This is a genomic window from Roseateles agri (assembly GCF_034043675.1).
Classification (GTDB): Bacteria; Pseudomonadota; Gammaproteobacteria; order Burkholderiales; family Burkholderiaceae_C; genus KK5.
The window spans coordinates 409,035-424,029 of sequence record NZ_JAXCLA010000004.1; the positions used below are offsets into that span (position 1 = coordinate 409,035).

At 70.1% G+C, this 14,995-nt stretch carries 11 protein-coding genes; 6 read left to right on the top strand and 5 right to left on the bottom strand.

The window, feature by feature from the left end; genetic code table 11:
- Nucleotide 1: 1 nt before the first annotated feature.
- Nucleotides 2–511 (bottom strand): methylated-DNA--[protein]-cysteine S-methyltransferase, encoded by a 510-nt coding sequence (locus SNE35_RS13860; RefSeq protein ID WP_320423505.1) that lies wholly within the window; start codon nt 509–511, stop codon nt 2–4.
- Nucleotides 511–1,989: an Ada metal-binding domain-containing protein gene (locus SNE35_RS13865; RefSeq protein WP_320423506.1), complete on the bottom strand. Its 1,479-nt coding sequence runs from the start codon at nt 1,987–1,989 to the stop codon at nt 511–513. Before SNE35_RS13865 ends, SNE35_RS13860 begins: the two co-directional genes overlap by 1 nt.
- A 109-nt stretch (nt 1,990–2,098) precedes the next feature.
- Between SNE35_RS13865 and SNE35_RS13870 the strand changes: the two genes are divergently transcribed.
- The 3 genes from SNE35_RS13870 to SNE35_RS13880 all read left to right on the top strand — a co-directional run bounded on the left by SNE35_RS13870 (nt 2,099) and on the right by SNE35_RS13880 (nt 5,319).
- On the top strand, nt 2,099–3,484 hold the full coding sequence (locus SNE35_RS13870; protein ID WP_320423507.1) for a phosphomannomutase/phosphoglucomutase: 1,386 nt from the start codon (nt 2,099–2,101) through the stop codon (nt 3,482–3,484).
- 3 nt (nt 3,485–3,487) lie between these two features.
- Nucleotides 3,488–4,768: a 3-deoxy-D-manno-octulosonic acid transferase gene (locus SNE35_RS13875; RefSeq protein WP_320423508.1), complete on the top strand. Its 1,281-nt coding sequence runs from the start codon at nt 3,488–3,490 to the stop codon at nt 4,766–4,768.
- Between the two features lie 113 nt (nt 4,769–4,881).
- Nucleotides 4,882–5,319, top strand: a complete 438-nt coding sequence (locus tag SNE35_RS13880; RefSeq protein WP_320423509.1) for a globin family protein — start codon at nt 4,882–4,884, stop codon at nt 5,317–5,319.
- A 6-nt stretch (nt 5,320–5,325) separates the two neighbouring features.
- On the opposite strand, the gene SNE35_RS13885 is transcribed toward SNE35_RS13880, so the two are convergent.
- Nucleotides 5,326–7,329, bottom strand: a complete 2,004-nt coding sequence (locus SNE35_RS13885; protein ID WP_320423510.1) for a hybrid sensor histidine kinase/response regulator — start codon at nt 7,327–7,329, stop codon at nt 5,326–5,328.
- Nucleotides 7,326–8,081 (bottom strand): response regulator, encoded by a 756-nt coding sequence (locus tag SNE35_RS13890; protein WP_320423511.1) that lies wholly within the window; start codon nt 8,079–8,081, stop codon nt 7,326–7,328. Before SNE35_RS13890 ends, SNE35_RS13885 begins: the two co-directional genes overlap by 4 nt.
- A 250-nt stretch (nt 8,082–8,331) precedes the next feature.
- Between SNE35_RS13890 and SNE35_RS13895 the strand changes: the two genes are divergently transcribed.
- The 3 genes from SNE35_RS13895 (at nt 8,332) to SNE35_RS13905 (ending at nt 14,522) form a co-directional block, all read left to right on the top strand.
- The gene (locus SNE35_RS13895) at nt 8,332–8,631 is read left to right on the top strand and encodes a hypothetical protein (RefSeq protein WP_320423512.1); all 300 of its coding nucleotides are present in this window, start codon (nt 8,332–8,334) and stop codon (nt 8,629–8,631) included.
- 89 nt (nt 8,632–8,720) lie between these two features.
- Complete coding sequence (locus SNE35_RS13900) at nt 8,721–10,142, top strand: peptide MFS transporter (RefSeq protein ID WP_320423513.1); 1,422 nt, start codon at nt 8,721–8,723, stop codon at nt 10,140–10,142.
- 78 nt (nt 10,143–10,220) lie between these two features.
- Nucleotides 10,221–14,522 carry a DEAD/DEAH box helicase gene (locus tag SNE35_RS13905; RefSeq protein WP_320423514.1) on the top strand — a complete coding sequence of 1,434 codons (4,302 nt, stop codon included), beginning with the start codon at nt 10,221–10,223 and terminating at the stop codon, nt 14,520–14,522.
- On the opposite strand, the gene SNE35_RS13910 is transcribed toward SNE35_RS13905, so the two are convergent.
- On the bottom strand, nt 14,507–14,986 hold the full coding sequence (locus SNE35_RS13910; RefSeq protein ID WP_320423515.1) for a hypothetical protein: 480 nt from the start codon (nt 14,984–14,986) through the stop codon (nt 14,507–14,509). The two genes, SNE35_RS13905 and SNE35_RS13910, sit on opposite strands and share 16 nt — an antisense overlap.
- Nucleotides 14,987–14,995 lie beyond the last annotated feature (9 nt).

Here is a 14,995-nt window from a genome sequence, read left to right on the forward strand (position 1 = left end):
TTCAAGCCCGGAAGCTGGCGCCCTCCAGCGTCAGCAGCGCCGTTTTGCGGTCGATGCCGCCGGCATAGCCGGTCAGCTCGCCACCGGCGCCCAACACCCGGTGGCAAGGAATCAGGATCGAGATCGGATTGCGGCCCACGGCGGCGCCCAGCGCGCGCACCGCCAGCGGCCGGCCCAGCTTGCGCGCCAGTGCGCCGTAGCTGTCCGATTCGCCGGGCTCGATCTCCAGCAGCGCGCGCCAGACCTCCTGCTGGAACGGCGTGCCCTGCGGGTCCAGTTGCTTCAGCAGGTCCGCCGGAAACGGCTTGCCCTCGAAGTAGGCGAGCAGCGCCTTCCCGGCACGCAGCAGCAGCGCGTCGGTCTCGTTCAGCGGTACGGCATCCAGGCCGGCGGGAAAGTGCTTCTGCCCGTCGAACCACAGGCCCGAGAGGCCGCGCGCGCTGCGCGTCAGCGTGACCCAGCCCAGCGGCGTGTGCACCCTCGCCCGGGCCACGTGTTTGCTCGTCGTCATCAGGTTCTCCAGAGGTGCAGCACGGCGTAGCTGCGGTAGGGCCGGTAGCGTTCGGCGGCGGCCAGGTAGGCCTTGGGCGAGAGCGGCGTTTCCTCGCTGTGGCCCAGCGCCTTGCGTAAGGCCACGTCGCCCGGCGGGAAGGTGTCGGGCCAGCTCCAGCCGCGCATCAGCATGTAGTGGGCCGTCCAGGGGCCTATGCCAGCGATGCCCTGCAGTTCGGCCACGGCGTCGTCGGCCGAGCCCAGGCCCGAGGCATAGCGCAATTCGGGCCAGCGGCGGGCGATCTCGAGAATGCTGTCGGCACGGCGGCGGATGATGCCCAGCTCGGCGATCCGCTCCGACGGCTCCGCGCTCATCCGGGCCGCCGACGGGAACAGCCGGTCGGCCCCGGGCGGCGCATCGGCCAGCGGCGCGCCGAAGCGCTCGACGAAACGGGCCGCCAGTGTGCGCGCAGCCGCGACCGTCACCTGCTGGCCCAGGACGGCGCGCACGGCCAATTCGAAGCGGTCCGTACAGCCGGGCAGGCGCTGGCCCGGCGTGGCGCCCTCGCCCAGCGCCAGCGCGATGCCCTGGGGGTCGGCATCCAGATCGAGCCAGCGCCGCAAGAGCGGCAGCAAGGTGCCAACGGCCGGCCACAGCGAGGGGCTCGGCTCGACCCAGACCTGGCCCGGCCGCCGCCCGAAATCGGCGCGCAGCCAGCCGCTGCAGACCTTGCCGGCGTGGACGACCGAGACGGTGCGCTGCACGACGGCGTTCGCCACGTCCACCGTCTCGACGCCGGGAACGGCGCGCGCTTGCAGGAAGGCCAGCACGCCGCCAACGTCGTACGGTTCGCGAAAGGCCAGGCGCAAGACGGTCGTGCCCTCATCGGGCTGCGCGCGGCCCTCCTTGCGCAAGGCCGTCGGCTGCATCCGGTAGTGTTCGGCGAAGGCCGCATTGAAGCGGCGCAGGCTCGCGAAGCCGGCCGCATGGGCGACATCGCCGATCGGCAAGGCGCTGTCGGTCAGCAACTGCTTGGCGAGCAGCAGGCGGCGCGTCTGCAGGTACTGCAGCGGCGTCACGCCATGCTCGGCCGCGAAGATGCGGCGCAGGTGCCGGCTGCTGACGCCGATGACGGCGGCCAGTTGCTCGACCGAGGCCTCCGCGTCGTCGCAGGCATCGAGCCATGCCGCCGCCTGGCGGGCCAGGGTGCGCGAGGCGTCCATCGCCGACCAGCGCGTCTCATCCGACTTCGGCGCCAATTCGGGCCGGCACTTCAGGCAGGGCCGGAAGGCCCGCGCCTCCGCCTGCGCAGCGGAGCCGAAGAAGCGGCAGTTCTCGCGCTTGGGCGTGCGGACTCTGCAGATCGGCCGGCAATAGACGCCGGTGGACGTGACGCCGACGAACCAACGCCCGTCGAAACGCGCGTCGCGCGCCAGCAAGGCGGGATAGCAGGCGTCGGCATCGAGCGTTCCGGTGGTCGTATTCAGGGTGGCCATGTGCTCATGATAGGCATTCGCCGGCCGCGAACTCGCCGTTTTCGGACACGTTCCCGGGTGCCTACAATCCGCCCAGTTTTTCCAATCCGAACCCAGGGAACCCCGCCTCATGCAAGTGCACGCATCGATCTTCAAGGCCTACGACATCCGCGGCGTCGTCGGCACGACGCTGACCGGGGAGATGGCCGAACACCTCGGCCGCGCCTTCGGTACCGAGGCGCTGAAATTGCGCGAGAAGGCCGTCGCCGTCGGCCGCGATGGCCGCCTCTCCGGCCCCGGCCTCGCCGCCGCCTTGATCCGCGGCCTGCGCTCGACCGGCATCGACGTCGTCGACATTGGCCCGGTGACGACGCCGATGCTGTATTACGTGGCCGCCACGCGCAAGAAGCACGGCTGCTCGTCCGGCATCATGATCACCGGCAGCCACAACCCGAAGGACTACAACGGCTTCAAGATGGTCCTGAAGGGCGCCGCCGTCTACGGCGAGCAGATCCAGGGCCTGCGCGCGCGCATCGAGGCAGAAGACTACGCGCAAGGTAGCGGTCGCCTCGGCACGATGGACGTGTTCGAGGAATACAAGGCCCGCATCGTGCGCGACTGCAAGCTCAAGCGCCCGATGAAGATCGTCGTCGACTCCGGCAACGGCATCCCCGGCAGTTCCTCGCCGGCCATCCTGCGCGCCCTGGGTTGCGAAGTGATCGACATCTACTCGAAGGTGGACGGCGATTTCCCCAACCACCACCCCGATCCCTCGCGCCCCGAGAACCTGGAAGACCTGAAGAAGATCGTCCACGCGACCGGCGCCGAACTGGGCCTGGCCTTCGACGGCGACGGCGACCGCCTGGGCGTCGTCACCAAGGACGGCGAGATGATCATGCCGGACCGCCAGATCATGCTGTTCGCCGCCGACATCCTCAAGCGCAAGCCTGGCAGCGAGATCATCTTCGACGTCAAGTGCACGCAGCGCCTGGCCCCGTGGATCCTTGAACACGGCGGCAAGCCGACGATGTGGATGACCGGCCACTCGCTGGCCAAGGCCAAGCTGAAGGAAACCGGTGCGCCGCTGGCCGGCGAACTGTCGGGCCACATCTTCTTCGCCGAGCGCTGGTACGGCTTCGACGACGCGATGTACACGGCCGCGCGCCTGCTGGAGATCCTGTCACGCAGCGCCGACCCGAGCGCCGTGCTGCAGGCCCTGCCCACCAGCTTCAACACGCCCGAGATCAACGTGCCCTGCGCCGAGGGCGAGCACCACGAGGTCGTGAAGAAGCTCAAGGAGATCGCCGAGTTCCCCGGTGCCGAACTGGTGACGATCGACGGCCTGCGCGTGGAATATGCAGACGGCTTCGGCCTCGTGCGTCCGTCCAACACGACGCCGGTGCTCGTGCTGCGCTTCGAGGGCCACACGCCCGAGGCGCTGGAGCGCATCCAGCACGACGTGCTCGAGCAGCTCAAGCGCGTGAAGCCCGATGCGACCTTCGCCGCTGGTCACTGATCGTTGAAAGAGCGTATTGCACTCGCGCTGTACGGCGCGCTGCTGCGCCTGCTGACGCCCTTCTACCTGCTGCGGCTGTGGCGGCGTGGCCGGGCCGAGCCGCTGTACCGCCAGTTCATCGGCGAGCGGCTGGGTGTCTACAAGCAGGCGGCACCGGCGCACGGCTGGATCTGGATCCATGCCGTGTCGCTGGGCGAGACGCGCGCGGCCGCCGCGCTGGTCGAGCGCCTGCGCGCGCTGCGACCCGGTTCCCGCATCCTGCTGACGCACAGCACCGCCACCGGCCGCGAGGCCGGGCGCGAACTGCTGCGCGAGGGTGACGCCCAGGCCTGGCTGCCCTATGACCGCGGGGACGCCGTGCGGCGCTTTCTGCTGCACTGGCAGCCCGCTGTCGGCGTGCTGATGGAGACCGAGATCTGGCCCAACCTGCAGGCCGAGGCCGCGCGCTTCCGACTGCCGATGGTGCTGGCCAATGCGCGGCTCTCGGAGAAGAGCCTGCGCCAGGGCCGCCGCTTCGCCGCCCTGCTGCAGCCGGCGGCTCGGCGCCTGACCCTGGCCTTGGCGCAGAGCGAGCCCGATGCCGAACGCATCCGCGCGATGGGCACGCCGCGTGTCGAGGTGATGGGCAACCTGAAGTACGACATGCAGCCCGACTCGGCCCTGATCGAGCGCGGCCGCGCCTGGCGCGAGCGGCTCGGCCGGCCGGTCCTGCTGGCCGCCGTGTTCCGCGAGGGCGAGGAACAGATGCTGCTCGATGCGTGGAAGAAGCTGCGCGTCTACGGTCAACGGCCGCTGCTCGTCATCGTGCCGCGCCACCCGCAGCGTTTCGACGAAGTCGCCGCCTTGGTCCAGGCCGCCGGGCTGACGCTGGCCCGCCGCAGCACTTGGCAAGACCTGCCCCCCGACGAGGCGCTGGCCGCCGACTGCTGGCTGGGCGACTCGATGCGCGAGATGCCGCTCTACTATGGCCTGGCCGACGCCGCCCTGCTGGGCGGCAGCTACGCCAAGCTCGGCGGCCAAAACCTGATCGAGGCGGCAGCCTGCGGCTGCCCGATGGTGATGGGCCCGCACACCTTCAACTTCGCCGAGGCTTCAACGCTGGCCGAGTCGGCCGGAGCCGCGCTACGCGCCGCCGACATCGAGCAGGCGCTGACCCAGGCGCTGCGCCTGTGCGAGGCGCCGTCCGAGCAGCAGGCAATGGCGCGCCGCGCGATGGCCTTCGCCGCACAGCACCGCGGCGCAGCAGAGCGCATGGCGCAAGCCATTTCGGCAATCCTGCCCTAACAAACGAAACAAGCGGATCCTGCGGACGAAACGGCGATGCAACGCCGGCTTTCGAAGATGACGCCATGCCCGACAAGACGGGCTCCATCTCCGAAAGCTCAAAAGGACCGCCCATGACCCCGCAGCAGATCACCCTCGTTCGCAGCAGCTTCAAGCTCTTCTCGACCCTCCAGCCGGTCACCTCGGCCGCCGGGGCCATCTTCTACGCCAAGCTGTTCGCGAACGACCCGAGCCTGCGCCACATGTTCAAGGGCGACATGGCCCAGCAGGGCGAGCGGCTGATGGCGATGATCGGCAACGGCGTGGCGATGCTGGACCGCGCCGATGCGCTGCTGCCGGTGCTGCGCCAGCTCGGCGCCCGCCACGTGCGCTACGGCGTGCGCGACGAGCACTACGACATCGTCGGCGCCGTGCTACTCGAAACGCTGGAGCAGGCACTGGCGGAGGATTTCAGTGCCGAGGTGCGCAAGGCCTGGATCGCCGCCTACGGCCTGATCAGCGCGACCATGAAGGAAGGCGCGATGAACGCCTGGGAAGAAGCGCTGGCCTGAACGGCCTTACTGCCGGACCAGCGCCTCGATCCGCTCCAGCAGGTCCGTCTTCGCGAAGGGCTTGTCCAGCGAGGCGCAGCGAGAGCGCTTGAGGAAGGCTGAAGCATCCGGCGACAGGGTGTCGCCGGTGACGAAGACGATGCGGCGCGCCATCGCCGGATGGCGTTCGCAGATCTCGCGCCACAGCGCCGCGCCGTCCATCTGCGGCATGCGCAGGTCGGACACGATCGCATCGAAGCGCGCGGTGGCGAGCATTTCCAGCGCCAGCAGGCCGGAGTCGGCCGTGGCGACTTCGTAGCCCTCGCTCTCCAGCATCGCGCGCATCACGTCGGCCAGCTCGGGCTCGTCGTCGACGACCAGCACCCGCGACTGATGCGCGCCGCGCTCGTCCATCAGCGGCATCGGCGCGCTGTCGGCCGCCGCCGCGGCCGTGCCGCTGGTGGGCAGGCTCAGCCGGAAGCTGGCGCCGCCGTAAGGGCCTTCCGGCTCCAGCGCCAGTTCGCCGCCATGATCGCGCGCCAGCGAGCGCGAGACCGACAGGCCCAGGCCCGTGCCCAGGCCTTCCGGCTTGGTCGTGAAGAAGGGTTCGAAGACGTGCTCGCGCGCCGTGGGCGAGATACCCGGTCCGTTGTCAGTCACGCGCAGCCAGACTCTCGGCTCGCGACCCTCGCGGCGCGCCTCCACGCCCGTCTGCACGCGCACGCGCCGCGGTCCGTCCACGCCGGCCAGCGCCTGCTGCGCGTTGACCAGCAGGTTCATCACGATCTGGCCGATCTGGTCGCCGTCGGCGCTGATCGGCGGCAGGGCCTGGGCCAGGTTCAGCTCCAGCGCGATGCCATGTGAGCGGTAGCCGTAGCCGAGCATTTCGGCGGCGGCACGCACCAGCTCGTTGAAGGCCACCGGCTCGCGCTGCGCGGGGCGGCTGCGCGCCATGTTCATGAAGGTGCGCACGATGCGGCCGCAGCGCTCGGCAGCGTCGTGGATGCGGCGTGCGTCGGCCTGCAGTTCCGGGAAGTCGCGGCACTTTTCGTCGAGCAGGCTGGCGCGGCCCATCACGATCGAGAGCGGGTTGTTCAGCTCGTGCGCCACGCCGGCCAGCAGGCTGCCCATCGCCGTCAGCTTCTCGCTCTGGCGCAGTGCCTCGCGCTGGCGCTCGATCTGCGCGGCGGCATCGCGGCGCTCGGAGATGTCGATGATGGAGGCGGTGTAGAACGCGGTATCGCGCACGTCGGTGCGCCACAGCACCATCTCGATCGGGAACTCGCTGCCATCGGCGCGCAGCGCGGCCAGTTCCATGCGCCGGCCCATCACGCGGCCCGGCTCGCCCTGCTGCACGCGCCACATGCCGGCGTCGTGCGCCTGGCGGTAGCGCTCGGGGATCATGATGTCGCCGACCTGCAGGCCCAGCACCGCGGCGCGGCTGCGGCCGAACATCGTCTCGGCCGCGGGGTTGAACTCGACGATCGCGCCGCTGGCATCGGTGCTCACCAGTGCGGCCAGCGCGTGGTCGACGATGGCCGACTTCAGCGCCTCGGCCATGTGCAGCTCGGCCAGCTTGTCGGTCAGCTCCTGCTCTCGCAGCTTCAGCTCGGTGCTGTCGCGGGCGAAGACGACGGTGCACTGCACCGGACCGCCCGGCGGGCCGTAGGGCACCAGCGATTCGCTGAGGTACTGCGAGCCATGGCCGTCGTAGTCGATCCAGCCTTCCACATGCAGCGACTCGCCGGCGAGCAGGCGCGGGATCAAAGGCGCGTACAGCGCGTAGCTCTGCTCCCCGATCAGCTCCGATACGTGCCGGCCGATCAGTTGCTCGCCCGGCCGGTGGAAGAAGCGGCACATCTCGCGGTTCAGGAAGAGGTAGTAGCCGTCCAGGTCCAGAACGCCGATGCCGCAGCTGTTGTGCTCCAGCAGCAGCGCGGCCAGCTTCGGATCGAGCCCTTTCGCAGCCTCCGACAAGCCCCACTCGGCCTGGCCCAGCGACACCAGCTTCGGGCGCCGCCGGGTGCTCATGGATTGCCCGCCGGCACGAAGACGTAGCCGACGTTGCGCACCGTGCGGATCAGCGCCGGCTTGTCGGGATGCACCTCGATCTTGCGGCGCAGGCGCATCACGCGAAGGTCGATCGAACGATCGAACACGTCCCAGCCGCGCTTGTGGGCCTGCTCCATGATCTGGTCTCGGTTCAGCGGCCGGTTCGGGTGGCGTGCGAACAGGGCCAGCAGTTCGAACTCCGCAGCGGTGATCTCGATATCCAGGCCATTGGCGTCGAACAGGCGGCGCTCTTCCAGATCCAGCTGGCAGTGGCCGAACGCGACGCGATGAACCGGCAGCGGCGGGGGCGCCTCGGCCGTCGTTGCTGCCGCCGCTGCGATCGCCTCACCGCGGCGCAGCAGCGCACGCACGCGGGCCAGCAGTTCGCGCAGCTCGAAGGGCTTGCTGACGTAGTCGTCCGCGCCCACCTCCAGGCCCACGACGCGGTCCACGGGCTCGCCGGCCGTCGTCAGCATCAGTTGCCCCATCGTCGGGTGCGCCGCGCGCAGCCAGCGAGAGAGGGAGAGCCCGTCTTCGCCAGGCATGTGGATGTCGAGGATGGCCAGGTCCGGCGCCGCCTCGGCGACAGCCAGCCGGGCGGCTGCGGCATCGGCGGCGGTGCGCACTTCGTATTCGTAGCGCTCGAGGTATTCGGCCAGCAGCGAACGCAGCTCGGGCTCGTCGTCAACGACCAGAATCGCCCGCTTGCGCCTGTCTTCCGTCCCCGCCATCGAAAAACCTCGTGTGAGCCCCGTGACTGCGGCGAGTTTATCGGTCAGTACGCCATGCGCACGGCCTCACGGGGCACGCCGGGTCCTTCTGTCTAACGAAATAAAGCCATAACCCGAGGGCATAGGGTGGGTCAGGATTACCGCTCCGGGCTAACAGATGAAACAAGCGGGGGCCGAACTGAAGCGCCATTGAATCAGCCGCTGCCGACACTGCCTTCACCGCAACATCTTTCTTCCGGAGTTCTTCATCATGATCCGCCGCTCGCTCGCCATCGCCGCCCTGCTGACCGCCACCGCCTTCGCCCAAGCGCAGGAGCCGGTCTCGACCCCGGTGCCGGTGAAGGACTTCGACGTCTACGTCGACCTGCCGACCGCCTTCGCCTACATCAAGCTGCCCACTGGCTGGAAGTTCATTGGCAAGCTCGACGCCTCGCAACTGAAGCAGTTGCCGCCCGGCACCCTGACCGCACTGCTGCGCACCGACGCTGAAGCCAGCCCGGTGCGGATGGCAGCCGCCGAACGTACGGCGCCGGCCCCGGTCCTGAAGTAAGGCCCGAGCGATACGGGACAATGCGAGTAGCCGCGACTGTCCTTTTCCGGGACAGTCGCGGCACTTTTGTTTCAAGAACGAGTTGTCCCGTGTCCTCTGTCCTTCCCTCCGTCGGCGCCGCGGCGCTGGCTCCTGATGCCCGGAACGCGCGCAACGATCGCGCCTTCCTGGGCCACCCCGTCGGCCTCGGCTGGCTTTCCTTCTGCGAGCTGTGGGAGCGTTTCTCCTACTACGGCATGCAGGCGCTGCTGGTGCTGTACCTCAGCAACTGGCTGTTCAAGCCCGAGAACATCGGCAACGTCGCCGGCATGGATGCGTTGCGAGGCGTCATCGAGGGCGTTACCGGCCCGCGCTCGCCGCAGCAGCTGGCCTCGGCAGTGTTCGGCCTGTACGCCGGCTTCGTCTACCTGACGCCACTGTTCGGCGGCATGGTGGCCGACCGCCTGCTCGGCCGCACGAAGACGATCGTCATCGGCGCAGTGCTGATGGCGCTGGGTCACTTCCTGATGGCCTTCGAATACAGCTTCCTGATCGCGCTGCTGTGCCTGCTGCTGGGCGTGGGCTGCTTCAAGGGCAATATCGCCGCGCAGGTGGGCGACCTCTACGCGCCCGGCGACACCCGCCGCGCCAGCGCCTTCCAGATCTTCATGCTGGCGGTGCAGATCGCCGTCATCGCCGCACCGATCGTCTGCGGCACGCTGGGCGAGAAGGTCGCCTGGCACTGGGGCTTCGGCGCTGCCGGCGTCGGCATGGTGATCGGCCTGTTCGTCTATCTGGCCGGCCGCAAGTACCTACCGCCGGAACCCGCGCGCAGCGTCGCCGCCAAGGAAAAGCGCGCGCCGATGAGCGGCCGCGAGGTGGCCGCTATCGTGCTGCTGGTGGCGCTGCTGCCGGTGCTGATGCTGTCCATCGTCGGCAACCAGCAGTTCAACAACGCCTTCCCGCTGTGGTCCGAGAAGAACATGGACCTGGTGCTGTTCGGCTGGCAGGTGCCGGTGACCTGGCTGCAGGCCGTCGACGCCTTCATCAGCACGGCGACGATGCTGCTGTCGATCGGCTTCTGGAAGTGGTGGTCCACCCGCCGCCAGGAGCCCGATGAGCTGACCAAGATGGCCATCGGCTCGCTGCTCGCCGCCGGCGCGCCTGCGCTGATGGTGATCGCCGCCGGCATCGCGCAGCACGAGAAGGTCAGCTTCGTCTGGACCCTGGGCTACACGATCGTCAACGACCTCGGCTTCGCCAACATCCTGCCGGTGGGCCTCGCGCTCTACTCGCGCGCCGCGCCGCGCCGCATGGAAGGCCTGCTGATCGGCGTCTACTACCTGCATCTGTTCGCCGGCAACATCTTCGTCGGCTGGCTCGCGGGCCTGCTGGACGTGCTGCCTGGTCAGCAGTTCTGGGGCCTGCATGCGGTGCTGGTGGGCGCCGCGGGCGTGCTGCTGCTGGCGGCGAAGATGCTGTTCGGCAGGGTTCTGCTGCCGACGGCGAAGGATGAGGCCGTCGCGGCCTGATCCGCCTCGGCGGGGTTCGTGACGCGGGCGCGGGCCCTTGAACCCGCCGCCCGCGCCCCGACGTGGCAAGCTCCTGCCATGCACAGCTTCCACCCCGCCGTCCAGGCCTGGTTCGACCGGACCTTCCCTGCGCCCACGCCGGCGCAGGCTGCCGCCTGGCCGGCGATCCAGGCGGGGCGGCACACGCTGGTGGCGGCACCGACGGGATCCGGCAAGACGCTGACGGCTTTCCTCGCGGCGCTCGACGCGCTGGTGCGCAAGGGCCTGGAGACGCCTGAAGGTCTGCCGGACGAGTGCGCGATCGTCTATGTGTCGCCGCTGAAGGCCCTGTCCAACGACATCCGGCTGAACCTGGAAGCGCCACTGGCCGGCATCCGCGCCGACCTGAAGGCCATGGGCCTGCCCGACGTCGAGATCCGTACCGCCGTGCGCACCGGCGACACCCCGGCCAACGAGCGCGCGCAGGCCCTGCGCCGGCCGCCGCATGTGTTCGTGACGACACCCGAATCGCTGTACGTGCTGACCGGGTCGGCATCGGGCCGGCGGCTGCTGTCGACGGTGCGCACGGTGATCGTCGACGAGATCCATGCGGTAGCGGCGACGAAGCGCGGCAGCCACCTGGCGCTGACCTTGGAGCGGTTGCAGGCGCTGTGCTCGCGGCCGTTGGTACGGATCGGCTTGTCGGCCACACAGAAGCCCATCGAGCTGGTCGCGCGCTTCCTCACCGGCAATGCGGACGAGCCCTGCGAGATCGTCGATATCGGCTATTCCCGCAAGCGCGACCTGGCGCTCGAGGTGCCGCCGACGCCGCTTGTCGCAGTGATGTCCAACGACCAGTGGGAGCAGGTCTACGACCGCGTTGTCGAACTCGCGGTCCAGCACCGCACGACCTTGGTCTTCGTCAACACGCGGCGCATGGCCGAACGCGCGGCCCGGCACCTGGGCGAGCGGCTCGGCAAGGAGGCCGTGGCGGCGCACCACGGCAGCCTGTCGAAGGAGGCGCGGCTGTCGGCCGAGCAGCGGCTCAAGCGCGGCGAGCTGAAACTGCTGGTGGCCACCGCCTCGCTGGAGCTGGGTCTGGACATCGGCGACGTGGACCTGGTCGTGCAGCTCGGCTCGCCGCGCTCGATTGCCACCTTCCTGCAGCGCGCCGGCCGTTCGGGCCATGCGGTGGGCGGCACGCCGAAGGCGCGGCTGTTCCCGCAGACGCGCGACGAACTGGTCGAATGCGCCGCGCTGCTCGATGCCGTGAACCGGGGCGAGCTCGACGCGCTGAAAGTGCCCGATGCGCCGCTGGACGTGCTGGCCCAGCAGTTGATCGCCGAGGTCGCCTGCCGCGAGTGGGACGAGGACGCGCTCTTCGCGCTGGTGCGCCGCGCCTGGCCCTACCGCGCGCTGGATCGCGAACGCTTCGACGAGGTCGTGCGCATGGTCAGCGACGGCTTCTCGACTCGCCAGGGCCCACGCGGCAGCTATGTGCACCGCGACGCGGTCCACGGGCACCTGCGCGAGCGGCGCGGCGCGCGCATGACCGCGCTCACCTCCGGCGGCACGATCCCCGAGGCGGCCGACTACACGGTGATGCTGGAGCCGCAGGCCGAGAAGGTCGGCACCGTCAACGAGGACTTCGCCGTCGAGAGCCTGGCCGGCGACGTGTTCCAGCTCGGCAACACCAGCTACAAGATCCTGCGCGTGCAGCCCGGCATCGTCCGCGTGGAAGACGCCAAGGGCGCGGCGCCGAACATCCCGTTCTGGCTCGGCGAAGCGCCGGGGCGCAGCGACGAGCTGTCGTTCGCCGTCTCCCGGCTGCGCGCCGAGTTCGAGCGGCACCAGGGCGACCCGCTCGCCTGGGCCGTCGGCACCTTGGGCCTGCCCGAGGCCGCGGCGCAGCAGTTGGTCGACTACCTGGGCCGCGCGCTGAAGGATCTCGGCGTGCTGCCCACGCAGGACCGCATCGTGCTGGAACGCTTCTTCGACGAGTCGGGCGGCATGCAGCTGATCGTCCATTCGCCGCGCGGCAGCCGCCTGAACCGTGCCTGGGGCCTGGCGCTGCGGAAGCGCTTCTGCCGCCAGTTCAACTTCGAGCTGCAGGCCGCGGCCACCGAGGACGCGATCCAGCTCTCGCTGTCCACCGCGCACAGCTTCGAGCTGGCCGAGGTCGCGCGCTACCTGAACAGCGCCACGGCCGAGCACGTGCTGGTGCAGGCGCTGCTGGATTCGCCGCTGTTCGGCGTGCGCTGGCGCTGGAACGCGACCACGGCGCTGGCGCTGCCGCGCATGCAGGGCGGGCGCAAGGTGGCGCCGCAGCTCCAGCGGATGAAGTCCGAAGACCTGCTGGCCTCGGTATTCCCCGACCAGGTCGCCTGCCTGGAAAACATCGCCGGCGAGCGCGAGATCCCCGAACATCCGCTGGTCGCGCAGACACTGGACGACTGCCTGCACGAGGCGATGGACGCCGAGGGTTGGCTGGCGCTGCTGCGCGAGCTGGAAGCCGGCCGCATCGAGGTGATCGCGCGCGACCTGCCCGCGCCCTCGCCGCTCGCCGCCGAGGCGCTGACGGCTAAGCCCTACGCCTACCTGGACGACGCGCCCATCGAGGAGCGCCGCACGCAGGCCGTCCAGAATCGCCGTTATGCCGATCCGGAGAGCGGCGACGACCTGGGCCGGCTCGATGCCGAGGCGATCCAGGCCGTGCGCGACGAGGCCTGGCCGCAGCCGCGCACGGCCGACGAGATGCATGAGGCGGTGGAGATGCTGGGCGTGGTCACCGATGCCGAGGTTGCCGCGAACGAGGGCTGGGCCGGCTGGCTGCAGGCGCTCGCTGGCGCACAGCGGGCCACGCGGCTTGAACAGATGGGCCTCTGGACCGTGGCGGAGCGGCTGGCCGGCGTGCGGGCGCTGTATTCGCAGACGACGATCGCACCACCGATCGACGCGCCCGCCGGCTACACCGCGGTGCCGGAAGACCCGCTGCGTGAGTTGCTGCGGGCACGCCTGGGGGGCCTCGGCCCGGTCACCGCATTGGCGTTGGCTACCCAGTTGCAGCACCCGCCCGCCGCTATCGAAGCCGCACTGCTGGCACTGCAGGCCGAAGGCACGGTGATGCACGGACGCTTCACGCCAGGCGCCGTAGAAGTCGAATGGTGCGAGCGCCATCTGCTCGCGCGCATCCACCGCTACACCTTGCAGCGGCTGCGCCGCGAGATCGAGCCGGTGGAGCCGCGCGACTTCATGCGCTTCCTGTTCGACTGGCAGCAGATCGGCCCCGGCAGCCAGCTCGAAGGCGCCGAGGCCCTGCCCGCCGTGCTGGCCGCGCTGGAGGGCTACGAGGCGCCGGCCCAGCTCTGGGAGGCCGAGATCCTGCCGGCGCGGCTGCGCGACTATTCGAGCGCCTGGCTGGATGAGCTGTGCACCGCCGGCCGCACGACCTGGACGCGACTGCGGCCGCTGACGTCCAGTTCAAGCGGCAACGTCGGAACCTCGCTGCGCGGCACACCAGTGCTGCTGCTGCCACGGCGCAGTGCCGCGTTGTGGGCGCGCATCGCGCCGGCGCCGGCCGACGAGACAGAGTTCGGCCACAAGGCGCGGCGCCTGGGCGACTACCTGGCCATGCACGGCGCCTCCTTCTTCGATGAGATGCTGCAGGGCACGCGGCTGCTGCCCTCGGAGCTGGAGGACGCGCTGGCCGAACTGGTCGTGCGCGGGCGCGCCAGTTGCGACAGCTTTGCCGGGCTGCGGGCGCTGATGGTGCCGCCGTCCAAGCGCAGCGTCAGCAAATCAGCCTCGCGGCATCGCTCGCGCCGGCCGCTGGTGGGCATCGAGGACGCCGGCCGCTGGTCCTTGATCCGCCCTCAGCACCAGGACGCCGCGGCCGAAGACATCGAGCACCTGGTGCGCACGCTGCTGCGCCGCTACGGCGTGATCGCCTGGCGCCTGCTGGAGCGCGAGGCGGCCTGGCTGCCGCCGTGGCGGGAGCTGGTGCGCGTCTGCCGACGGCTGGAGGCACGCGGAGACCTGCGCGGCGGACGCTTCATCGCCGGCTTGTCGGGCGAGCAATTCGCGCTGCCGGAGGCGGTGGCGCGGATGCGGGAGATCCGCCGCCGGCCGCTGGCCGAGGACGCGCCGTGGATCTGCCTCGCCGCCGCCGATCCGGCCAACCTGCTCGGCACCTTGCTGCCTGGGCCCAGGCTGCCGCGCACCGCCGGCAACCGTGTGCTGTACCGCGACGGCCTGCCGGTGGCGACACAGGTGGCCGGGGACTTCGCGCCGCTGGTGGAGATGACGCCGGCCCAAAAGCAAACCGCCGCGCGGGCCCTGTTGCTGGGCCCGGCGGCGGTGCTGCCGTCAGTGGCTAACGCAGTACTTCAGCGGATGGAGTAACCGCGGCCGTCCATGCAGGCGGCCGTCGCGCGCTGGAACACGCTGCCGTCGGCCATCGCCTTCGGCTGGCGGGTGGCCCAGGTGTTGCACTCGCGCATGTCGGTCTCGGTCTGCGCGGCGGACTGGCCGTTGCGCGGGTAGATGACCGGTTCCGGCGCGCTGCTGACGGGCGGCGGTGCCGGGCGGCTTTCATAGGCGATGACCGGTGGCGGCGGCGCCTGGACGACTACCGTGCTCGGATAGTCGTAGTAGCCGTAGTACGGTCGCGAGGCCAGCGCCAGGTCCACGCCCAGCGCCAGGCCGAAGACGGGACCCCAACCCCAGCCGCCGCCGTGGTAGCCGCCGTGATATCCACCGTGGTACCCACGGCCATAGGCCTGGCTGAGACCAGGCGCCGCGGCCATCGCCACGGCGAGCGCGGCTGCAGCGAGCGCGCGCAGGGAAAGATTGCGTTGGAACTTCATGATCATCGA